We start from the raw sequence: 20,363 nt of genomic DNA on the forward strand, positions 1-20,363 counted from the left end.
GTGATCGATATCAACGAGTCCGTGATGCAGGTCCTTCTCGCGTTCCTCGTCGTCGGCCCGCTCCTCGGTGCCGTCGCCGCCCTTCTGCCGGCCCCGCCCGGACTGAAGGGGAAGTCACCCGAGCAGGCCGTGCTCCGGCACGGCGTCACCGTCACCGGCGCCGTCCTCCTCGCGGCGATCGTCCTCGTGTTCGGCTTCGACCACGACCATCCGTCGAAGATGCAGGCCAGCACGGACATCAGCTGGATCCCCGCACTCGACGTACGCATCCACCTCGGCATCGACGGCATCTCCCTCCCCCTGCTGGTCCTGACCGCGCTGCTGACCTTCCTCTGCGCGCTCTACTCGTACTTCAAGCAGCGACACGACCGGCTGACGCCGCGGCCCCCGGGCCCGAACCCGAAGGCGTTCGTCGCGCTGCTGCTCGTCCTCGAGTCCGGCACTCTCGCGACCTTCGCCGTCCTCGACCTGATCCTCTTCTTCCTCGCCTTCGAGATGGTCCTCATCCCGATGTACTTCCTCATCGCCCGCTGGGGCGGCGAGGGACGGGCCGGGGCCGCCTGGAAATTCATCCTCTTCACGCTCCTCGGCTCCGTTGTCATGCTGCTCGGCCTGCTCCTCGTCGGAATCACGGCGGGCACATTCGACATGGTGGCACTCGCCACTGACAACGGCCGGTCGCTGACCACATCCGTGCAGGTCATCGCCGTTCTGGCGATCGGGCTCGGGCTCGCGGTGAAGACCCCGATGTGGCCGCTGCACAGCTGGCTGCCCGACGCCCACACCGCCGCGTCGACCGTCGGCTCGGTCCTGCTGGCCGGCGTCCTGCTGAAGATGGGCACGTACGGTTTCGTCCGGATTCTGCTCCCGGTCGCGCCGGAGGGCTTCCGCACCTTCGCGCCCTGGCTCGCCGCCTTCGCCGTCGTCGGCATCATCTACGGCTCCCTGGCCTGCCTCGCCCTCGCCAGAAGGGGCGCGAAGGGCGATCTCAAGCGCCTCATCGCCTACTCCTCCGTCGGCCACATGGGCTTCGTCCTGCTCGGCGTCGCGACCATGACCCCGACCGGCGTCAACGGCGCCCTCTTCGCCAACATCGCCCACGGCCTGATCACCGGCCTGCTCTTCTTCGTGGTCGGCGCGCTCAAGGACCGGACCGGAACGACCGACCTCGACACCCTCGCCGAGGAGTCCGGCCACGCCCTGTACGGCAAGGCACCGCGCCTGGGCGGCCTGCTCGCCTTCGCCGCGGTCGCCTCGCTCGGCCTGCCGGGCCTGGCCGGGTTCTGGGGCGAGATGCTGGCCCTGTTCGGCGCCTTCGACCCGCACGACGACCTCAGCCGTCCCGCCTTCCTCACCTTCATGGCGATCGCCGCCTTCGGCACCCTGCTGACCGCCGCGTACATGCTGATCGTGGTCCGGCGCGTCTGCATGGGTGCCGTACCGCAGGACGTCCCGCAGCCGAGGCTCGCCGACGTGCGCACGTACGAGTTCGCCGCCTGGACGCCGCTCGTCGTCCTCACCGTCGTCGCCGGACTGTGGCCCAGGACCCTCCTCGGGCTGACCGACCCGGCCGTGCAGCAGCTCCTCTCAGGAGGCCCCCGATGAGCTCCCCGGCCCAGCCCTTCGCGGAGCCCGTGGCACAACCGCTGGCCCAGAACCTCGTGCAGTCGGTCGACTGGCTCGCCATCGCGCCGCCCACCCTCACGGCGGTCGTGGGTCTCGTCGTCCTCGTCACCGACCTGTTCGTCAAGGACGCCCGCAAGAGCCTGCTCGGCTGGATCTCGGTCGCCGGACTCGCCGCCTCCGCCCTCATGCTGCTGCCCCTGGTGAACGACGACCGCTCGACGTTCTGCCAGGCCGCTGAGCCCGGCGCCTGCAGCTACACCGCGGACACCTTCACCCTCGCCATCCAGTTCCTGGTCCTCGGCGGCGCCCTGCTGACCGCCCTCCTGTCCGTCACCGCGGTGAAGGACGCGGACCGAGGGCTGCCCGAGGGCGAGTTCTGGTTCCTGCTGCTCTCCTCCGCGGCCGGCGCCGCGCTCCTGCCCGCCTCCCGAGACCTCGCGACCCTGATCGTCGCCCTGGAGGTCGCCTCCCTGCCCGCCTTCGCCCTCGTCGGCCTCCGGCAGGGCGACCGCAGGTCCTCCGAAGCCGCCCTGAAGTTCTTCCTGTCCTCGGTCACCGCCACCGCGGTCAGCCTCATGGGCATCAGCTTCGTCTACGCCACCACCGGCACTCTCTACCTCACCCAGGTGGCGGACCGCATCCAGCACGTCGACGGGCAGTTCACCACCCTCGCCCAGACCGGCGTCGTCCTCACCCTCGTCGGCTTTGCCTTCAAGACGGCCGCCGTGCCCTTCCACTTCTGGGTGCCCGACACCTATGTGGGCGCCCCGCTGCCGATCGCGGCCTACCTGTCCGTGATCGGCAAGGCGGTCGGCTTCTCCGGCCTCATCCTGGTCACGGTCGTCGCCCTGCCGTCCTACGCCGACGTCTGGGGGCCCGCCCTCGCGGCACTCGCCGCGCTCACCATGACGGTGGGCAACGTCGGCGCCCTCCGGCAACAGGCCACGCGCGCGTACAGCGCGGTACGCCTGCTCGCCTGGTCGTCCGTCGGCCAGGCCGGCTACCTCCTGGTGCCGATCGCCGCCGCCGCGTACTCGGACGACCCCGAACACTCCATCGGCTCCACCGTCGCCTACGCCCTCATGTACGCCGCCGTGAACCTGGGTGCCTTCGCGGTGGCCGCGCTCGTCGGCCGCACGAAGGCGTTGAACCGTGTGGCGGACTACCGCGGCCTGTACGCGTCCAACCCCCTCACCGCCCTGCTCCTGGCCTTCTTCCTGCTCTGCCTCGCCGGACTGCCGCCCGGCATCATCGGCCTCTTCGCCAAGGTCACGGTCTTCTCCGCGGCCGTCGACGCCGGACTCGGCTGGCTGGCCGTCGTCATGGCCGTCAACGTCGTGATCGCGCTCTTCTACTACCTCCAATGGACGGCGCTCCTGTTCCGGGCCCCCGAGGACGCGACCGCCGGTCACCGCGCCCCCGCCCCCCTCACGGCCGCGATCACCGTGACGGCGGTCCTCGCCGTCGCCCTCTCCGGAGCGCCCCAGCTGATCCTGCGCTTCGCCGACACCGGGCTCTTCTGAACGCAGCCGCGCGTGCCGCCCGCCGCGGCCGTCACCCGTACGGACCACACGCCCCGCGCCGGGCGCCGGGGAACTGGTGGCCCTCGCCTGGCGTTGACCAGTACGGAAGGGTCCACTGGACGTGTCACCACGGCACCGGTGGCACCGGAGACCAGGAAGCAGCCACAGCGAGCGAGACCAGCAAGCAAAGGGTTCCCCTGCTGCACGACTTGGAGGGCGTACCGTGCACCGCCGGCACAACGGGCTCAGGACCGCAGTACTCCTCGGGGGACTGTCCGCGCTCATCATCGTCATCGGCAGCTTCTTCGGCCGAGCGGGGCTCGTCGTCGCCGTCCTCGTCGCCCTGGGCACCAACGCGTACGCGTACTGGAACAGCGACAGACTCGCCCTGCGCGCGATGCGCGCGCGCCCGGTCAGCGAGTTCGAGGCCCCCGCGCTGTACCGCATGGTCCGCGAGCTCTCCACCCAGGCCCGACAGCCGATGCCCCGCCTGTACATCTCGCCGACGGACGCCCCGAACGCCTTCGCGACCGGCCGCAACCCGCGCAACGCGGCCGTGTGCTGCACCGAGGGCATCATGCGCCTGCTGGACGAGCGCGAACTGCGCGGCGTCATCGGGCACGAACTGAGCCACGTCTACAACCGCGACATCCTGATCTCCTCCGTCGCCGGCGCCCTCGCCTCGGTGATCATGTTCCTGGTCAACTTCGCCTGGCTGATCCCCGTAGGACGGTCCAACGACGATGACGGACCCGGTCTGCTGGGCATGCTCCTCATCATGCTGCTCGGACCGCTCGCCGCCACCGTCATCCAACTGGCGATCAGCCGCTCCCGGGAGTACGAGGCCGACGCCTCAGGCGCCCAGCTGACCGGCGACCCGCTCGCCCTGGCCGGCGCCCTGCGGAAACTGGAACTCGGCACCAAGCAGCTTCCGCTCCCCCCGGAGCCCCGGCTCGAGACCGCCAGCCACATGATGATCGCCAACCCCTTCCGCCCGGGACAGGGGCTGTCGAAGATGTTCTCCACCCATCCGCCCATGGCGGAGCGAATCGCCCGACTCGAAAAGATGGCAGGTCGTCAGCAGTGAAGACCATTCTCAACGTCATTTGGCTCGTGCTCAGCGGCTTCTGGCTGTTCCTCGGCTACCTGCTCGCGGGCGCGCTCCTCTGCATCACGATCATCGGCATCCCCTTCGGCATAGCGGCCTTCCGCATCGGCGTCTACGCCCTGTGGCCCTTCGGATACACGACGGTCGAGCGGCGCGGGGCCGGAGCTCCCTCCTGCATCGGGAACGTGCTGTGGCTCGTCCTCGCCGGCTGGTGGCTGGCCATCGGCCACATCGTCACCGGCGTCGCGCTGTGCGTCACGATCATCGGCATCCCGCTCGGCGTCGCCAACTTCAAGCTGATCCCCGTCTCACTGCTCCCGCTGGGCCGCGAGATCGTGCGCACGGACCAGCCGTTCACCGCCGCGGCAGCGACGCAGCGGTCCGGTTGGTAAGGGGCCTTCGCGGGCCCTCGTGGCCCTGATTGTCCACAACTTCAGGGTTGTCCACAGGCCCGCACGGATGTCGGTGGCAGCCTGCATCATGAATCCATGACCGAGAGCGAGCAGTTGCTGGAACGGGTGGCCGCCAAGGCGCGCAGCACCCGACCGTGGGGCTGGGGTTCCCTGCCCGAGCCCGTGGACGGGGAGGCGCCGGCCCGCGCCGAGGCCGCCCTGGGCTTTCCTCTCCCCGCACTGCTCGCCGAGCTGTACCTGCGCATAGGAGACGGCGGATTCGGCCCGGAGTACGGCCTGTTGCCGCTGCTCGACCACGCGCCCTCGGGCGAGCCCGCCGCCGTTGCCCAGTACCTGGCCAACCGGGACAGCGGTGCGAAGGACCCCGACTGGCCCTGGCCCGAGGGCGTCCTGCCCATATCCCACTGGGGTTGCGCGATGTACGCGTGCGTCGACTGCCGCTCCCCGCAGGCCACCGTCCTCCTCTTCGAGCCCAACGCGGGCGACGCAGACCATGCCTGGTATGTCGACGCCCCGAGCCTCGCCGACTGGTTGCGCACCTGGATCGAGGGCAGAGGCTGGTACGAGGAGTCCCACGAGGGCCCGGAACCGACCCCGTGGACCGCCCTCCCCCTGCGCACCGGAAGACGGTCCGCCCCGACCGGCACGTCGCCCGCACAGGCCTCCTGAGGCAAACCGGCCGAGCCCCTCCCATCGGGGGATACCCCGAGGTGTCGACGCGCGGCCGCCGGGGCCCCAACTGCCGTTCACCGCGGAACTTGCTGCCCCCGCACCCCGTACGCCACCACACCCACCGCCAGCACACCCACACCCACCACGACCGACACCGCCGGAAGCGAGAACGCGAGCACCACGCACCCGACCAGCCCCAGCACCGGTACGACCCGCGACAGCCCCGACGGGTCGAGCGTCCAGGCCGACGCGTTGGCCACCGCGTAGTACGCCAGCACACCGAAGGAGGAGAAGCCGATCGCCCCACGCACGTCCACCGTCGCCGCCAGGACCGCGACCACCGCGCCCACGGCCAGCTCCGCCCGGTGCGGCACCTGGAAACGCGGGTGCACCGCGGCCAGCGCCCGGGGCAGATGACGGTCCCTGGCCATGGCCAGCGTCGTCCGCGAAACGCCCAGGATCAGCGCCAGCAGCGAGCCCAGCGCGGCCACGGCGGCGCCCGCCCGCACCAGGGGCACCAGCCCCGGCAGGCCGGCCGCCCGTACCGCGTCGGCCAGGGGCGCCGTCGCCTGCCCCAGACCGACCGGACCCAGCACGGAAAGGACAGCCACCGCGACACACCCGTACACCGCCAGGGTGAGACCCAGCGCCAGAGGGATCGCGCGCGGAATGGTGCGCCGCGGGTCCCGCACCTCCTCACCGAGGGTCGCGATCCGCGCATACCCCGCGAACGCGAAGAACAGCAGGCCGGCCGCCTGAAGGACCCCGCCCGTTCCGCCCGACAAGCCGATGTCCAGCCGTCCGGCGTCGGACCGCCCGGACCCGAGACACCCCACCACCACGGAAGCGAGGACAGCGAGAACCACCGCCACGATCACCCGCGTCAGCCAGGCGGACTTCTGGATGCCGCCGTAGTTCACCGCGGTCAGCGCCACCACGGCGGCGACCGCCACGGTGTGCGCCTGATCCGGCCAGACGTACGCGCCCACAGTGAGGGCCATGGCAGCACAGGAGGCCGTCTTCCCGACGATGAAGGACCAGCCCGCGAGGTAGCCCCAGAACTCCCCGAGCCGTTCACGCCCATAGACGTAGGTGCCGCCCGAGGCCGGATACCGGGCGGCCAGCCGGGCCGACGACGTGGCATTGCAGTAGGCGACGACGGCTGCCGCGGCGAGGGCGAGGAGCAGACCCGAGCCGGCGGCGTGGGCCGCCGGTGCCAGGGCGGCGAAGATCCCGGCGCCGATCATGGAACCGAGTCCCACGACGACGGCGTCGCCCAGGCCAAGAGTGCGACGCAGCTCCGAACCCGCAGGTGTCATGGGTCGCACCCTACTGATCAGCGCAACCACCCGGCGCGGTCGGAACGTCCTCGCCACCAAGAGGACATGAACACCGCGGAGGAACGGGCCCGCAGCACTGGCACAGTGTGGGCACAGGGAGAAAGGGCAGGGTCACGGCATGACCGTCATCAGCTGGATCATCCTCGGACTGTTGGCCGGAGCCATCGCCAAGTTCCTGCTGCCGGGCCGCGACCCCGGAGGGCTCATCGGCACCACCCTCATCGGCATCGCGGGCGCCTTCCTCGGCGGCTGGATATCGGCCCGCTGGCTGGACCACCCGATCAGCAAGGACTTCTACGACGGCGCCACCTGGGCGGCGGCGATCGGCGGTTCGCTGGTGCTCCTGGTCGCCTACCGGCTCCTGTTCGGCAACTCCCGCGACTGAACGCGCGCGGACCGGACGCGAAAGGGTGGGCACCACCGGGGTGCCCACCCTTTTCCGTCAACGAAGGCCTACGCGCCACCGGCCCACTACGTCGCCCGCTCAGCAACTCACCGGTAGTTGACGAACTGCAGCGCGAAGTCGAAGTCCTGGCCCTTCAGCAGAGCGATCACGGTCTGCAGATCGTCCCGGCTCTTCGAGGAGACCCGCAGCTCCTCGCCCTGCACCTGGGCCTTCACGCCCTTGGGGCCCTCGTCGCGGATGAGCTTGGCCACCTTCTTCGCGTTCTCCTGGGAAATGCCCTCCTCGATCGACGCGAAGATCTTGTACTCCTTGCCGGAGAGCTGGGGCTCGCCCGCGTCCAGAGCCTTGAGCGAGATGCCCCGCTTGATCAGCTTGGACTGGAAGACGTCGAGGACCGCGGTCACCCGGTCCTCGGAGTTGGCCTCCATGAGGATCTTCTCCCCGGACCACGAGATCGAGGCGCCCACGCCCTTGAAGTCGTAGCGCTGCGAGATCTCCTTGGCGGCCTGGTTGAGGGCGTTGTCGACCTCCTGCCGCTCGACCTTCGAGACGATGTCGAAACTGGAGTCGGCCATGTCCTGTGGCTCCTTGTATCTGGGTGCGTGTCGGGCCGCGTATCGGGTCCGTACCGGCATACGTCGGCGGCCGCCGGGCCCGGCGGGGTCCTCGGCCGCATCCGGACAAGCCTAGCCACCCGCCGCGATCCGAGCGGCGATCAATCGGGTGGCGAAGCACCCCTCCACATCAGGTATTGTTTACGTCGTTGCCACGGAGCACCGCCGAAGAGCGGTTCGACGAGCAGCAAACCCCGGCGGTGTGCCCGAGCGGCCAAAGGGAGCAGACTGTAAATCTGCCGGCTCAGCCTTCCCAGGTTCGAATCCTGGCGCCGCCACACGACCGAGAGGGTCTGTGAACAGCAGCAATGCTGATCACAGACCCTTTCGTCGTTCCCGGGGCCCATGAGATCTGGGCGTTCCCCGCCCTGGCCCACGCCGTACGCGAGATCATGGCTCGTGCTCCACGTTGTGAGCGTCAGGGGATTCGGGGGTCAACGGTGACCGACACCACGCAACGTATCTTTGTCAGCTACGCGGGCCCGGACCAGGCCTGGGCGGAGTGGGCCGGCTGGCAGCTCCAGCATGCCGGGCACCAGGTCGAGCTGGACCGGTGGCACTGGCGCACCGGGGACGACTTCGTCCAGAAGATGAACCTGGCTCTCGGCAAGGCCGACGCCGTGGTGGCCCTGTTCTCCAGGCACTACTTCGACCCCAAACGATGGACCAGGGAAGAGTGGTCGGCCGCCGTGGCCCTGCGGGGGCGTCTCGTTCCGGTGGCGATCGAGCTCCTGACCGACGACGACATCCCCGCCCTCCTGGCCGGAATACTGCGCACAGACGTTCACGGGCTGGACGAGACCGCCGCCACCGCCGCCCTGCTCGAAGCCGTTCACGGACCGGTTCCCCCTACCGGTCCAGTCGGCTTCCCCGGTGCCGCCTCCGCCGACACGCCCACGCCAGCCGATGCACAGCGCCCGCGACTGCCCAGTAGCGTCGGCCTGCCCGAGGTGTGGAACGTCCGTCGCCGCAACCCCGACTTCTCCGGCCGCGAGGCGGTCATGGGGCAGCTTCGCACCGGGCTGCTCAGCGGACGCCAAGCAGTGGTCCAGGCGCTCCACGGCATGGGCGGCATCGGAAAGACCCAGATCGCCCTGGAGTACGCCCACCGCTTCGCCAGCCAGTACGACCTCGTGTGGTGGGTCGACGCCGAACAGGCCGACCAGTTGCCCGTCCGCTACACCGAACTCGCCGACCGCCTCGGCATGGCCAAGTCCGACGCCGGCTCCGAACCCAACGCCCGTGCCCTCCTCCAGCACCTGCGGACGCGGCACCGCTGGCTTCTCGTCCTCGACAACGCCGAACACCCCGATCAGATCGAGCCCTGGCTCCCCGAGGGGCCGGGCCACGTTCTGATCACCTCACGCAACCCCGACTGGCACGGGATCGCTCACCAGAGCGACCTGGACGTGTTCACCCGCACCGACTCCCTCGCCTACCTCAAGGGCCGTATCTCGGGAATGACCACCGAGCACGCCGATCTCCTGGCGCAGGACCTCGGCGACCTGCCGCTCGCGCTCGCCCAGGCTTCGGGAGTTCTGCGCAGCGGCATGACCCTGGACCGCTACCGTCGGCTTCTGACCACGGACACCGCACGCCTCCTGCACGAGAGCGACGTGCGTGACCATCCTGCGCCGCTGGCCGCGACGGTCAACATCGCCGTCACCCGCCTCGTGGACGACGGCCACGCGGACGCCACCGCTCTGCTCCGCCTCGGCGCGTTCCTCGGCCCCGAACCCATCCCCACCGCCTGGCTTGAGGCGGCCCGCCCCCAACTGGCCACCATTCCCGGCGACCCGGACGACCCGATGTGGCTGCGCAACGCCCTCCAGCCCCTCGGCCGCTTCGGACTGGCCCGCACCGACTACGACGCCTTCCAGATCCACCGGTTGACCCAGGCCATCCTCCGCACCCAGACCGGTCCCGACCCGGTCGCCGCGATCCGCGACGACGTCACCGCCGTCCTTGCCGCAGTCGACCCGGGGGATCCGCAGTCTCCCGCCGACTGGCCGGCGTGGGCCTCTCTCACGGCCCACCTCACCGCTCCCCACGTCACCACGGCGCTCGCCAACCAGGCCGCACTGCGCGCCACGTTCTCGAAAGCGGCTCACTTCCTCATCTGCAGCGGCCTGCCACGCGCCGCCCACGACCTCAGCGCGGCGCTGCACCAGGCCTGGAGCACCGATCTGGGGCCGGACCACCCCGACACCCTCACCTGCGCACAGTTCCTGGGGCACGCGACCGTCGAACTGGGCGACTACGCGAAAGCCCACCTCATCATCGAGGACACCCTTGTCCGTCGCCGTCGTGTTCTGGGCGAGGACCATCCCGACACCCTCCACTCGGCCAACGACGCATCCACCAACTTGTCGTACCTGGGGAAGCACGCGGAGGCCCATCGCATGCATGGGGATGTTCTCGCGCGTCGTCGCCGTGTCCTGGGCGAGGACCACCCAGACACCCTCACCTCCGCCAACAACGTCGCCACCACCCTGAACGAATTGGGACAGGATGCGGAGGCACACCACATGCTTGAGGATGTTCTTGCGCGTCGTGGCCGTGTTCTGGGCGAGGACCATCCCGACACCCTCATTTCCGCCAACAACCTTGCCGGCACGCTGAATCACTTGGGGGAGGATGCGGAGGCCCGCCGCATGCATGGGGATGTTCTTGCGCGTCGTGGCCGTGTTCTGGGCGAGGACCATCCCGACACCCTCAATTCCGCCAACAACCTCGCCGGCACCCTGAACGAATTGGGAGACCATGCGGAGGCCCGCCGCATGCTTGAGGATGTTCTTGCGCGTCGTGGCCGTGTTCTGGGCGAGGACCATCCCGACACCCTCACCTCGGCCAACAACCTCGCCAAGACCCTGCATGCTCTCCGTCAGTACCCGGAGGCGGTCGCTCTCTTGAAAGATGTGCGCGCCAGCTACGTACGCCTCTTCGGCGCGAAGCATCCCAGAACAGAGCGTGCCACCCAGAATCTCGCCGCCGTGTTGACCACGATGGGCCGGACGCATGAGGCGCAGCAGCTGACTGGCGGGAAGCCGGGCAAGGGCAAACGCCGCGTCGGCCGCAAACGCCGTTGACGAGGCACCGTTCAGGCAGCGCCGTGGGCGCGCTCGTGGTGTCGGCCGGGCGGGCAGACTGGGGGTATGGCCTCGTCCTCCCGTCGCAGAACCTGCCCAGTGTGCCGTCGCGAGATCGCCGTCGTCGCGGGGCGGTACGCGCGCCATGATCCCCCCGGTGCCCGGGGGAGCGGTGAGCTGGTGTCCTGTCCGGGCTCGCGCCGGTCGGCGCAACTCGGTGCGGCGCAGCCGTCCTTGGACGGGTACGTCGTCCCCGACTTCCCCGGACAGCTGCCCCTCTTCTAGCCGCCCTCAGTTCCCGGCCACCGACTTCACCGCCACCGACACGGGCGCCGAGCCGCTGATCAGCTCCAGGGTCAGGCCGTTCGTGGCCGGGGTGTCGACCAGTTCGGCCAGGACCGCGGCGACGTCGTCGCGCGGAACGGGGCCGCGGCCGGTGTGCGCCTCCAGACGCACCAGGCCCGTGCCCGCGTCGTCCGTCAGGGCGCCGGGGCGCAGGATCGTCCAGTCCAAGGCGTCCAGTGAGCGGACGTACGCGTCCGCCTCGCCCTTGGCGCGCAGGTAGACGTCGAAGATCTCGTCCCCCCGGTGCCCCGGGTCGGCGCCCATGGACGACACGATCACGAAGCGCCGTACACCCGCCCGGACCGCCGCGTCCGCGAAGAGGACCGCCGCCGCCTTGTCCACCGTGTCCTTGCGGGCCACCCCGCTGCCGGGCCCCGCTCCCGCCGCGAAGACCGCCGCGTCCGCGCCCCGCAGCCGCTCCGCCACCTCCTCGACAGAGGCCGACTCCAGGTCCAGCACGACCGGTTCGGCGCCCGCCGCACGCAGATCGTCGGCCTGCTCGGCCTTGCGGACGATGCCCGCCACCTCGTCACCGCGCGCGGCGAGCAACCGCTCCAGCCGCAGCGCGATCTGACCATGACCACCAGCGATGACAATGCGCATGTCTCCGACCGTACGCCCCGACGACCACCCGCGCCGCACGGCTTCGGCCACCCCGGCGCCGGGCCGTCAGCCCTTCAGCCTCTCAGCCCTGCGCCCCGGCCGCGCTCAGCCCGTGTCCCCCCGCCGGCCAGGTCCGCCGCGCCCCTCGCGCCGTCCCCGCCCCGCACCCCCCTGCCGAGGCAGCCCCAGGTCGGACGCGGTGGTCGAGTCGCCGTACTCCCGTACCGCGCTGGTCCGCGCCACCACGCGCCCCCGGTGCACGACGATCCGGCTGTACGCCAGCGACAGCGCGCCCGCCAGCCGGTCCCCGCGTACGGCGACCAGTTCGGCCGGGAAGCCCGCCTCCACCCGCACCTCCGGCAGGCCGAGGGCGGAGCGTGCCGCCGCGCTCACCGCGTCGTACGCCTCCTCGGGGCGCAGCCCGTGCCGCGAGGCCAGCAGGTACGCCGCCTCCAGGGGGTCGCCGCGCCCGACCGGGTTGGACACGTCCCGCAGCGCGCCGCTCCCGGCGGCGACCCGCACCCCGGCAGCCCGCAGCAGCCGTACCGGAGCCGTGCCGTCGGGGTGGTCCGCCGTTCCGCAGGCGCCCTGCGGCAGGCAGACCACCGTCACACCGGCCGCCGCGAGCTGGTCCGCGGCCCGGGAGGCCGCCTCGGCGGGCAGCCGGCCCAGGCCGTCGCAGGGGCCGATGGCCACTCCGGGGCGCAACCCGCCCGCCGTGGCCGCCAGCCGGGCCAGCCGCGCCGGGTCGGCGGCGTCGGTGTGCAGGTCGACCGGGCAGCCGTGCTCGGCGGCGACCTCCAGGACCGTCTCCACGTACCCCGCCGGATCGGGGTCCAGGTCCGGACACCCGCCCACCACGTCCGCGCCCATCTTGACCGCGTCCCGCAGTATCGCCAGCCCGTCGGCACCGGCCACGCCGGTCAGCACCCTCGGCATCGCCACCGTGCTCAGTTCGGCGAGGCCGCGCAGGGAGCGCCGGGTCCGCAGTACGGCGGTCAGCGCACCCAGGCCGGCGACGTCGCCCACCCGCACGTGCGCCCGCAGCGCGGTGGTGCCGTGGGCCAGCTGGAGCAGGGCGGCCTCGGTGGCCCGTCGCTGGACGTCCTCGGGGTCGTAGGAGACGGGGCCGGGGACGTCGGCCGTGAGTGCCGTGTCGGCGTGGACGTGCGGATCGGCCGGGGCGGGCAGGAGCAGGTAGCCGCCCAGGTCCAGGTGGCCGCCGGAACCGGACGCGCGGCCCGGGGTCAGGCTGCCGGCCGTGCCGACCGCCTCGATGCGTCCGCCGTGCAGCCGTACGTCCACGGTCCGGCCGTCGGTGAGCCGCGCCCCGCAGAGCAGGAGCGAGCCGCGGTCGGCGGGGTCCGAGGGGGAGGGCGAGTGGGGCGGCTGCGGCTGGCTGTCGGGCATCGCGCTCCTCTGGGCTCGGGGCTGCGCAGTGGGGGACGCAAGATCACGCAGAGTGAGTCGAGCCTAGGACGGTGATCAGCCCGTGGCGCGGAGGAGCGCAATAGTCGTACCGGTGCCGTCCCGCCGCCGTGCCGGTGCCGTCCGCGCGGTGGGGCCGCCCCGCTGTGCGGTCGGGACGGGACGGGGCAGGGGCGGCGAAACGGATTTGGGCGAACGGCGGGCGACCGTGTAATGTCTTCATCGCTCGCCCCAATAGCTCAGTCGGCAGAGCGTCTCCATGGTAAGGAGAAGGTCAACGGTTCGATTCCGTTTTGGGGCTCTGGTGTGAGAGGTTCCCGTCGCGAGGCGGGGCCCGATCGCATCACAGCGGTGTAGCTCAGTCGGTAGAGCAAGCGGCTCATAATCGCTGTGTCACCGGTTCAAGTCCGGTCACCGCTACTCTCAGTAGCCGATTGCGGGGTCGGTCCTTCAATCGGCTACTCTTTCTTGCGTTAATACCATCAATCCGTTCGTCAAGGAGTGCACTCACGTGGCTGCCACCGACGTCCGCCCGAAGATCACGCTGGCCTGCGTGGAGTGCAAGGAGCGGAACTACATCACCAAGAAGAACCGGCGTAACAACCCGGACCGACTGGAGATGAAGAAGCACTGCCCGCGTTGCAACGCGCACACCGCGCACCGCGAAACGCGATAGAAACAGGCTCGTACACGAGGCCGTCCCCGAGGTTTGGGGGCGGCCTCGTGTCGTTGTCCCAGGCATGACGAGCAGCAGCAGGAGGTTGCGAGCCCATGGCGCTCGACCAGTCGTTCGTGGGGCGGAGTTATCCGCCCACCGCGCCCTATGAGGTGGGCCGGGAGAAGATCCGCGAGTTCGCTCAGGCGGTGGGTGACGCCAATCCGGCGTACACCGACGCGGAGGCCGCCAAGGCGCTCGGTCATCCGGATGTGATCGCCCCGCCGACTTTCGTGTTCTCCATCACGTTCAAGGCGGCCGGTCAGGTCATCGAGGACCCGCAGCTCGGGCTGGACTACAGCCGCGTGGTGCACGGCGACCAGAAGTTCGCCTACGCCCGCCCGGTCCGGGCCGGTGACCGGCTCACGGTCACCTCGACCATCGAGGCGATCAAGTCGATGGCCGGCAACGACATCCTGGACATCCGCGGCGAGGTCCACGACGAGGCCGGCGAGCACGTCGTGACCGCCTGGACCAAACTCGTGGCCCGCGCGGCCGAGGAGGCGTGAGCGCGATGCAGTCGAAGATCGCATACAGCGACGTCGAGGTCGGCACCGAACTGCCCGCGCAGAGCTTCCCCGTGGACCGCGCCACGCTCGTGCGGTACGCGGGCGCCTCCGGCGACTTCAACCCGATCCACTGGAACGAGAGGTTCGCCAAGGAGGTGGGCCTGCCGGACGTCATCGCGCACGGCATGTTCACCATGGCCGAGGCGATCCGCGTGGTCACCGACTGGACCGGCGACCCGGGTGCGGTCGTGGAGTACGGCGTCCGCTTCACCAGGCCCGTCGTCGTCCCGAACGACGACCGGGGTGCCGTGATCGAGGTCAGCGGCAAGGTGGCGGCCAAGCTCGACGACAACACCGTCCGTGTCGACCTCACGGCCACCAGCGCGGGCCAGAAGGTCCTCGGCATGTCCCGCGCGGTCGTACGACTGGGCTGACGGACCGTCTCCCGGCCCTCTGGCCGGGCCGGTCCAGGCCGGTCCAGAGGGGGGAGCGGGTCAGCGGGTCAGCGGGTGCCGACGCGTACCGCCGTGGTCGCCAGCGTCGTGTACCGCATCGTGAAGCGGCCGCCCAGAGCGTCGACGGCGCGGCCGACCGCCTCCAGTATTCCGGTCAGTCGATCCGGGCGGAGCCGGGTGAGGCCGCCGGTGGTGGGGAGCAGCTCCAGCCACTGGTCGGTCGTGTACGACCGCTCCCAGTCGAACCGCCACTGCTCCGGTTCGTGGAACCGCCCGGACTCGCGGATCCGGTCGGCGATCTGCGCGTACCCCGCCAGGTACATCTCCAGCGGACGCCGCGCCGGCTGATCGCTGAACGGCGATTCGGGTGCCGCTCGACGGTAGGCGGCCGCGAACGGCTCGGCCACCTCGGCCGGCGGCTCGAACACGTGCCCGAAGATCGCCAGGCGCCCTTCCGGGCGCAGCACCTGTGCCGCCTTCACGGCGCCGGCGGCCGGGTCCACCCAGTGCCACGACTGGGCGGCGATCACCGCGTCGAAGGCTCGGCCGGCGGGCTCCCAGGCCTCGAAGGCCGCCACCTCGACCGGCAGTCCGCGGCCCCGGGCGAAGCCGGCCATCCGTGCGTCCGGCTCGACCCCGAGCACGGCGCAGCCGGCGGCCTGGAACTGGCGGCCCGCGATGCCCGTGCCGCAGCCGACGTCGAGGACGTCGGGGCCCGGACTCCCCGCGACGACCCGCGCCACCAGGTCGTCGGGGTAGGGCGGACGGGCCCGGTCGTAGCGCTGCGCGTCGGCACCGAAGGACTCGGCGGTCTCCCGGGCCTGATGCGGTGGTGTCGGGTCCGGCTGCTCCGGCTGCTCCGGCTGCTCCGGAGAGGATAGAGTGGGCATGCGTTCACTTTAGTGGGCGAGCGCCCACAAGCCAATGAGCGAGCAGGCGAGAGAGGATCCGCGAGTGCCGACGGGAGTGCACCTCCGCGACGCGCGGCAGCAGCTGTTCGACGCCGCCGAACGCGTGCTTCTGCGGGACGGCCCGAACGGGCTGACCAGCCGGGCCGTCACGGACGAGGCGGGCTGCGCCAAAGGCGTCCTGCACCGGCATTTCACGGACTTCGACGCCTTCCTCGTCGAACTCGTACTCGACCGGGCCGCGCGGCTCGACGCCCAGGCGCTGGCGCTGCGGGAGGCCGTGGGCTCCGGCACCGTGGCCGACAATCTCACCGGCGCGCTGACCACCTTGTTCGAACCGGTCCCCGTGGCGATCATTCCGCTCATCACCTTCCGGGACGAGTTGCGCGCACGGCTGCGGCAGGCCATGCCCGGCGGCGGCATCGCGATCCTCGCCCAGGTCACGGCCGCGGTCACCGGCTACCTGGCCGAGGAGCGTGCGAGGGGCCGCATCTCTGCCGACGCCGACATCGACTCGCTCACCCTCTCCCTCGTCGGAGGGGGACATCTGCTGTTCGCGGACCGCGACGCCGGCCGCCCGCCGGACGCGGCGGCCGTCGGCAAGCTGGTCGACACGGTGCTCGCCGGCGTCGTGCAGTGCCGCCCGCGCTGACGATCCACCGCCTGTCGCGCACAGCGTCTTGACGAAGTTAGTGATTGAGTACTAACTTACTTTCATGGTCAGGATGAGCGCAGAGGAGCGGCGCGAGAGCGTCATCCGCGCGGCGACGAGCGAGTTCGCCCGGGGTGGCTACCACGGCACGTCCACGGAGACCATCGCCAAGCGCGTGGGGGTCTCCCAGCCGTACCTCTTCCGTCTCTTCCCGGGGAAGAAGGCGATCTTCCTCGCGGTGGCGGAGCGCTGCCTGCGGGACACCCGCGAGGTCTTCGAAAAGGCCTCCGAGGGTCTGCACGGTGAAGAGGCCCTGCACGCCATGGCCGAGGCGTACTCGCAGCTGATCGCGGACCATCCCGAGAAGCTCCAGATGCAGTTGCAGGTGTACGTCACCGTCGCCGCCGCCGAGGCGGCCGGGGACCACGAGTTCGGCGAGATGGTGCGCAAGGGCTGGCTCGAGATCTGGGACACCGTGCACCTGCCGCTGGGGGCGGACATCGAGCAGACGACGACCTTCCTGGCCTACGGCATGCTGATCAACACCCTGGTCGGCATGGGGTTCCCGCCGGGGCACCGCGTCTACGGCGGTATCTACGAGTCGGGGCAGGCCAAGCCCGGCCCGGAAGGCGCGTAGGGGCGCGCGGAGAAACATGCGGAGCGGTCCCGTGCCGCTTCTGCACGCTCCGCAAAGTTAGTCATCAATAACTAACCACATCACGGAAGTGCACACCCTCTGGGGGAGAGATGCCACAGCAAGGAGCACGTCGCAACACCCGCGGCGGGGGAGCGGTCTGGGCCCTCGTCATCACCAGCGTCGCCGGCTTCATGGCGGCCCTGGACAACCTCGTCGTCACCACCGCCCTGCCCTCCATCCGCGAGGACCTGGGCGGCGCGCTGCACGACCTGGAATGGACCGTGAGCGCCTACACGCTCACCTTCGCCGTCCTCCTGATGTTCGGCGCGGCACTCGGCGACCGCTTCGGCCGCCGCAGGCTCTTCCTGGTCGGCATCACCGTCTTCACCGGGGCGTCCGCCGCCGCGGCCATGGCACCCGGCATCGACTCGCTCATCGCCGCCCGCGCCGTCCAGGGCGTCGGCGCGGCGATCATGATGCCGCTGACGCTGACCCTGCTCACCGCCGCGGTACCCGCCGAACGCCGCGGAATGGCGTACGGCATCTGGGGGGCCGTCAACGGGCTCGCCGTGGCCTCCGGCCCACTGGTCGGCGGCAGCCTCACCGAGCACATCTCCTGGCAGTGGATCTTCTGGCTGAACGTTCCGCTGGGCCTGGCCCTGCTGCCCCTCGCCCGTCTCCGCCTCGCCGAGTCGCACGGCACCGGCGCCCCGCTCGACCTACCCGGCACCCTGCTCGCCAGCGGCGGACTCTTCGGCATCGTCTACGGCCTGGTCCGCGGACCCGTCGACGGCTGGACCGGCTCCGTGGTGCTGACCGCCCTGTTCGCCGGGGCCGCGCTGCTCGTCGGCTTCGTCCTCTACAGCACCCGTGCCCGGAACCCCATGCTCCCCATGCGCCTGTTCCGCTCCCGCGCCTTCGCGGGGGTCAACGCGGCGAGCCTGCTGATGTTCCTGGGCATGTTCGGCTCGATCTTCCTCCTGAGCCAGTACATGCAGGGCGTCCTCGGCTACTCGCCCACCGAGGCGGGCCTGCGCATGCTGCCCTGGACCGGCATGCCGATGCTGGTCGCGCCGATCGCCGGCCTCCTCTCGGACCGGATCGGAGGCCGCCCGGTCGTCGCGACCGGACTCTTCCTCCAGGCGGCCGGACTCGGCTACCTGGCCTCCGTGATCACGGCCGACGCCTCCTACGCGGTCCAGCTGCCCGGTCTGATCATCAGCGGAATCGGCATGGCCCTCTACTTCGCGCCCGCCTCCGCCCTGGTGATGTCCAGCGTCGCCGCGAAGGAGCAGGGCATCGCCTCCGGCGCCAACAACGCGCTGCGCGAGGTGGGCGGCGCGCTCGGCATCGCGGTCATGTCGTCCATCTTCGCGGCGCAGGGCGGCTACGAGTCCGCGCAGACCTTCGTGGCCGGACTGCGGCCCGCGATCGCCGTGGGCGCCGCGGTGGTGGCCCTCGGCGGCATAGCGGCCCTGGCGATCCCGGCCCGCCGCCGCACCGGGGGCCAGGGCCCCACGACCGAGCCGAAGACCGAGCCGGCGACCGCACAGCCCCTCGCCACGACGGCACCGACGCCCCAGTACTGACCGCACGGCACAGCATCACGAGAGGAGTACGACATGCCCGCCCTTCCCTGGACCGTGCCGAACGAACCTCCCCGCGCCACCGAGGTCCACGTCTTCGCGTCCCGCTTCGAGACCCGCACCCTGTGGGGAGCGCTGAAATTCCTGGCGCGCACGCCGGGTGTGTGGCGGCAGGCCGGCCGCGCGCCCGGAGCGTACGGCGCCGCACTGAAGGCGGAACCCTTCAAACGGACCTTCTGGACGCTCTCCGCCTGGGAGTCGCCCGAGGCCCTCAAGACCTTCGCCCGCTCCGGCACCCACGCACCGACGTCGCGCGGGCTGTCGGCGCAGATGCGGGACTCGAAGTTCGCCTCCTGGCCGGCGTCGAGCGACGAGCTCCCGGTCAGCTGGGCGGAGGTGCGCAGGCGCCTGACGTGAGGACACGCCCGCACGCACCCGGCGACGCCCCGGCCCACCGGTCGGGGCGTCGCCCGCGTTCTCCCGCTGCCCGGGGCTGTCGGTGCCGTCTCGTAGTCTTGAGCGCGTGCAGGAACTCCACGACGCCCCCCTCGCCCCGCTGACCACCTTCCGCCTGGGCGGGCCCGCGACCCGGCTGCTCACGGCCACCACCGACGCCGAGGTGATCGCCGCCGTCCGCGAGGCCGACGACACCGGGACCCCGCTGCTGCTCGTCGGCGGCGGATCCAACCTGGTCATCGGCGACAAGGGCTTCGACGGCACCGCCCTGCACATCGCCACGCGAGGCTTCCGCCTCGACGGCACGACGCTGGAGCTGGCGGCCGGCGAGATCTGGACCGACGCGGTCGCCCGCACCGTCGAGGCGGGCCTGGCGGGCGTCGAGTGCCTGGCGGGCATCCCCGGCTCGGCGGGCGCGACCCCGATCCAGAACGTCGGCGCGTACGGCCAGGAGGTCTCCGCCACGATCACCGAGGTCACCGCCTACGACCGCCGGAACCGCGAGACGGTCGCCCTCTCCAACGCGGACTGCGCCTTCTCCTACCGCCACAGCCGCTTCAAGGCCGAGCCCGAGCGGTACGTGGTCCTGCGTGTCCGCTTCGAGCTGGAGAACGCCGAGGGGCTCTCCGCGCCCCTCCGTTACGCCGAGACGGCCCGCGCCCTCGGTGTCGAGGCGGGCGACCGGGTCCCGCTGACGGCCGCCCGGGAGACGGTGCTGAAGCTGCGTGCCGGGAAGGGCATGGTGCTGGACCCCGAGGACCACGACACCTGGTCGGCCGGGTCGTTCTTCACCAACCCGATCCTCTCGGACGACGAGTTCGCCGCGTTCCGCTCCCGCGTCGCCGGGCGCCTCGGTGCCGCCGTGGAGCCGCCCGCCTTCCCGGCCGGGGAGGGGCGCGTCAAGACCTCCGCGGCCTGGCTGATCGACAAGGCGGGCTTCACCAAGGGGTACGGCACGGGCCCCGCCCGCATCTCCACCAAGCACACCCTCGCGCTCACCAACCGCGGCGGGGCGACGACGGAGGACCTGCTCGCGCTGGCCCGCGAGGTCGTCGCCGGGGTCCACGAGGCCTTCGGCGTCACGCTGGTCAACGAGCCGGTGACGGTGGGCGTCGCCCTCTAGCCCCGCCCCACTTCCACGTGCCGCCGACGGGACGCGGCCCGGCGTTGCCTGGTGCCCGGCGTGGGTGCGGGCGCGAGGGGGACGCGGCCCGGCGTAGCGGGGTGCCGCTGCGCCCACCCGTGCCGCCCCAGCGGCACGACTGCCCGCAGCGGCGG

Annotated in this window: 21 protein-coding genes and 3 tRNA genes; 19 read left to right on the plus strand and 5 right to left on the minus strand. The window is 71.2% G+C overall.

The window, feature by feature from the left end; translation table 11 throughout:
- The 5 genes from ACFYZ3_RS37670 (at window position 1) to ACFYZ3_RS37690 (ending at window position 5,339) form a co-directional block, all read left to right on the plus strand.
- Window positions 1-1,605 (plus strand): NADH-quinone oxidoreductase subunit M, encoded by a 1,605-nt coding sequence (locus ACFYZ3_RS37670; protein ID WP_388527704.1) that lies wholly within the window; start codon window positions 1-3, stop codon window positions 1,603-1,605.
- Window positions 1,602-3,149, plus strand: a complete 1,548-nt coding sequence (locus tag ACFYZ3_RS37675; protein WP_388527707.1) for an NADH-quinone oxidoreductase subunit N — start codon at window positions 1,602-1,604, stop codon at window positions 3,147-3,149. Before ACFYZ3_RS37670 ends, ACFYZ3_RS37675 begins: the two co-directional genes overlap by 4 nt.
- Window positions 3,150-3,372: 223 nt before the next feature.
- On the plus strand, window positions 3,373-4,236 hold the full coding sequence (gene htpX / locus ACFYZ3_RS37680; RefSeq protein WP_361010086.1) for a zinc metalloprotease HtpX: 864 nt from the start codon (window positions 3,373-3,375) through the stop codon (window positions 4,234-4,236).
- On the plus strand, window positions 4,233-4,649 hold the full coding sequence (locus tag ACFYZ3_RS37685) for a YccF domain-containing protein (RefSeq protein WP_388527710.1): 417 nt from the start codon (window positions 4,233-4,235) through the stop codon (window positions 4,647-4,649). Before htpX ends, ACFYZ3_RS37685 begins: the two co-directional genes overlap by 4 nt.
- Before the next feature lie 96 nt (window positions 4,650-4,745).
- Entirely contained in the window at window positions 4,746-5,339 is a 594-nt protein-coding gene (locus ACFYZ3_RS37690; protein ID WP_388527712.1) for an SMI1/KNR4 family protein, read from the plus strand.
- A 77-nt stretch (window positions 5,340-5,416) separates the two neighbouring features.
- Here the strand turns inward: ACFYZ3_RS37690 and ACFYZ3_RS37695 are convergent, their stop codons facing one another.
- The gene (locus ACFYZ3_RS37695) at window positions 5,417-6,661 is read right to left on the minus strand and encodes an APC family permease (protein WP_388527715.1); all 1,245 of its coding nucleotides are present in this window, start codon (window positions 6,659-6,661) and stop codon (window positions 5,417-5,419) included.
- A gap of 139 nt (window positions 6,662-6,800) precedes the next feature.
- On the opposite strand from ACFYZ3_RS37695, the gene ACFYZ3_RS37700 reads away from it, so the two are divergent.
- On the plus strand, window positions 6,801-7,067 hold the full coding sequence (locus ACFYZ3_RS37700; protein ID WP_003974334.1) for a GlsB/YeaQ/YmgE family stress response membrane protein: 267 nt from the start codon (window positions 6,801-6,803) through the stop codon (window positions 7,065-7,067).
- Window positions 7,068-7,174: 107 nt separating this feature from the next.
- On the opposite strand, the gene ACFYZ3_RS37705 is transcribed toward ACFYZ3_RS37700, so the two are convergent.
- Window positions 7,175-7,663 (minus strand): YajQ family cyclic di-GMP-binding protein, encoded by a 489-nt coding sequence (locus ACFYZ3_RS37705; RefSeq protein ID WP_059299986.1) that lies wholly within the window; start codon window positions 7,661-7,663, stop codon window positions 7,175-7,177.
- Window positions 7,664-7,898: 235 nt separating this feature from the next.
- On the opposite strand from ACFYZ3_RS37705, the gene ACFYZ3_RS37710 reads away from it, so the two are divergent.
- The 3 genes from ACFYZ3_RS37710 to ACFYZ3_RS37720 all read left to right on the plus strand — a co-directional run bounded on the left by ACFYZ3_RS37710 (window position 7,899) and on the right by ACFYZ3_RS37720 (window position 11,076).
- Window positions 7,899-7,980 (plus strand) — tRNA-Tyr (locus ACFYZ3_RS37710).
- A gap of 162 nt (window positions 7,981-8,142) precedes the next feature.
- Window positions 8,143-10,791: an FxSxx-COOH system tetratricopeptide repeat protein gene (gene fxsT, locus ACFYZ3_RS37715; RefSeq protein ID WP_388527719.1), complete on the plus strand. Its 2,649-nt coding sequence runs from the start codon at window positions 8,143-8,145 to the stop codon at window positions 10,789-10,791.
- A 66-nt stretch (window positions 10,792-10,857) separates the two neighbouring features.
- Window positions 10,858-11,076 carry a hypothetical protein gene (locus ACFYZ3_RS37720; protein WP_388527721.1) on the plus strand — a complete coding sequence of 73 codons (219 nt, stop codon included), beginning with the start codon at window positions 10,858-10,860 and terminating at the stop codon, window positions 11,074-11,076.
- A gap of 6 nt (window positions 11,077-11,082) precedes the next feature.
- Here the strand turns inward: ACFYZ3_RS37720 and ACFYZ3_RS37725 are convergent, their stop codons facing one another.
- The gene (locus ACFYZ3_RS37725) at window positions 11,083-11,739 is read right to left on the minus strand and encodes an SDR family oxidoreductase (protein ID WP_361010101.1); all 657 of its coding nucleotides are present in this window, start codon (window positions 11,737-11,739) and stop codon (window positions 11,083-11,085) included.
- A gap of 105 nt (window positions 11,740-11,844) precedes the next feature.
- Complete coding sequence (locus tag ACFYZ3_RS37730; protein WP_388527724.1) at window positions 11,845-13,149, minus strand: amidohydrolase family protein; 1,305 nt, start codon at window positions 13,147-13,149, stop codon at window positions 11,845-11,847.
- Window positions 13,150-13,395: 246 nt separating this feature from the next.
- Between ACFYZ3_RS37730 and ACFYZ3_RS37735 the strand changes: the two genes are divergently transcribed.
- The 5 genes from ACFYZ3_RS37735 (at window position 13,396) to ACFYZ3_RS37755 (ending at window position 14,825) form a co-directional block, all read left to right on the plus strand.
- Window positions 13,396-13,468 (plus strand) — tRNA-Thr (locus ACFYZ3_RS37735).
- A gap of 46 nt (window positions 13,469-13,514) precedes the next feature.
- Window positions 13,515-13,587 (plus strand) — tRNA-Met (locus tag ACFYZ3_RS37740).
- Between the two features lie 91 nt (window positions 13,588-13,678).
- The gene (gene rpmG, locus ACFYZ3_RS37745; protein WP_003948671.1) at window positions 13,679-13,843 is read left to right on the plus strand and encodes a 50S ribosomal protein L33; all 165 of its coding nucleotides are present in this window, start codon (window positions 13,679-13,681) and stop codon (window positions 13,841-13,843) included.
- A gap of 95 nt (window positions 13,844-13,938) precedes the next feature.
- Window positions 13,939-14,391, plus strand: coding sequence for a MaoC family dehydratase N-terminal domain-containing protein (locus ACFYZ3_RS37750; RefSeq protein WP_388527727.1), 453 nt, complete (start codon window positions 13,939-13,941; stop codon window positions 14,389-14,391).
- 5 nt (window positions 14,392-14,396) lie between these two features.
- Window positions 14,397-14,825 (plus strand): MaoC family dehydratase, encoded by a 429-nt coding sequence (locus ACFYZ3_RS37755; protein WP_011029785.1) that lies wholly within the window; start codon window positions 14,397-14,399, stop codon window positions 14,823-14,825.
- 68 nt (window positions 14,826-14,893) lie between these two features.
- Here ACFYZ3_RS37755 and ACFYZ3_RS37760 read toward each other — a convergent pair whose 3' ends face one another.
- A complete protein-coding gene (locus ACFYZ3_RS37760) occupies window positions 14,894-15,736 on the minus strand; it encodes a class I SAM-dependent methyltransferase (RefSeq protein ID WP_388527729.1) in 843 nt (280 codons plus the stop codon).
- A 64-nt stretch (window positions 15,737-15,800) separates the two neighbouring features.
- On the opposite strand from ACFYZ3_RS37760, the gene ACFYZ3_RS37765 reads away from it, so the two are divergent.
- The 5 genes from ACFYZ3_RS37765 to ACFYZ3_RS37785 all read left to right on the plus strand — a co-directional run bounded on the left by ACFYZ3_RS37765 (window position 15,801) and on the right by ACFYZ3_RS37785 (window position 20,208).
- Window positions 15,801-16,406 carry a TetR/AcrR family transcriptional regulator gene (locus ACFYZ3_RS37765; RefSeq protein ID WP_388527732.1) on the plus strand — a complete coding sequence of 202 codons (606 nt, stop codon included), beginning with the start codon at window positions 15,801-15,803 and terminating at the stop codon, window positions 16,404-16,406.
- 64 nt (window positions 16,407-16,470) lie between these two features.
- Window positions 16,471-17,043, plus strand: coding sequence for a TetR/AcrR family transcriptional regulator (locus ACFYZ3_RS37770; protein WP_388527735.1), 573 nt, complete (start codon window positions 16,471-16,473; stop codon window positions 17,041-17,043).
- Between the two features lie 110 nt (window positions 17,044-17,153).
- Window positions 17,154-18,632 (plus strand): MFS transporter, encoded by a 1,479-nt coding sequence (locus tag ACFYZ3_RS37775; RefSeq protein ID WP_388527738.1) that lies wholly within the window; start codon window positions 17,154-17,156, stop codon window positions 18,630-18,632.
- Window positions 18,633-18,665: 33 nt separating this feature from the next.
- Window positions 18,666-19,046 (plus strand): DUF3291 domain-containing protein, encoded by a 381-nt coding sequence (locus tag ACFYZ3_RS37780; protein ID WP_388527741.1) that lies wholly within the window; start codon window positions 18,666-18,668, stop codon window positions 19,044-19,046.
- A 106-nt stretch (window positions 19,047-19,152) separates the two neighbouring features.
- Window positions 19,153-20,208: a UDP-N-acetylmuramate dehydrogenase gene (locus ACFYZ3_RS37785; RefSeq protein ID WP_388527744.1), complete on the plus strand. Its 1,056-nt coding sequence runs from the start codon at window positions 19,153-19,155 to the stop codon at window positions 20,206-20,208.
- The last annotated feature ends 155 nt before the right edge of the window (window positions 20,209-20,363 follow it).

Origin of the sequence: Streptomyces sp. NPDC001599, assembly GCF_042893535.1 — a bacterium.
Taxonomy (GTDB): Bacteria; Actinomycetota; Actinomycetes; order Streptomycetales; family Streptomycetaceae; genus Streptomyces.